The sequence below is a fragment of the Streptomyces sp. WAC05374 genome (genome assembly GCF_004353505.1).
In the GTDB taxonomy this organism is placed as follows: domain Bacteria; phylum Actinomycetota; class Actinomycetes; order Streptomycetales; family Streptomycetaceae; genus Streptomyces.
Map to the genome: position 1 here is coordinate 1 of NZ_SMNQ01000059.1, position 258 is coordinate 258.

1 protein-coding gene is annotated in these 258 nt (G+C 71.3%); it reads right to left on the minus strand.

The features are described from left to right. The coding region (locus E2B92_RS32530) for an ALF repeat-containing protein (RefSeq protein ID WP_133087801.1) at positions 1–258 on the minus strand (258 nt) is incomplete at both ends.

A 258-nucleotide genomic window follows, 5' to 3' on the forward strand; every position in this document is an offset into this window, starting at 1 on the left:
GCTCGCGCAGCTTCTCGGCCGCCTCGGCCGCCTCCTTCTGCGCCTTTTCGTGCGCCGCCCGGTCCTCGGCGTCCTTCTGCGCCGCCAGCAGATAGCCCTTTTCCAAAAACTCCGCGATCACCTTGGCATCGCCCGTGGCCAAGGCGGCCTGCGCGGCCCGCTGGACCTCCGGCCCGCCCACCGCGGCGAGCATCTCCACCCGCTTGCGGTTCTCCGCCGCGCGTTCCTGCTCGTTCTGCTCGCTCGCCTTGTCCCGCT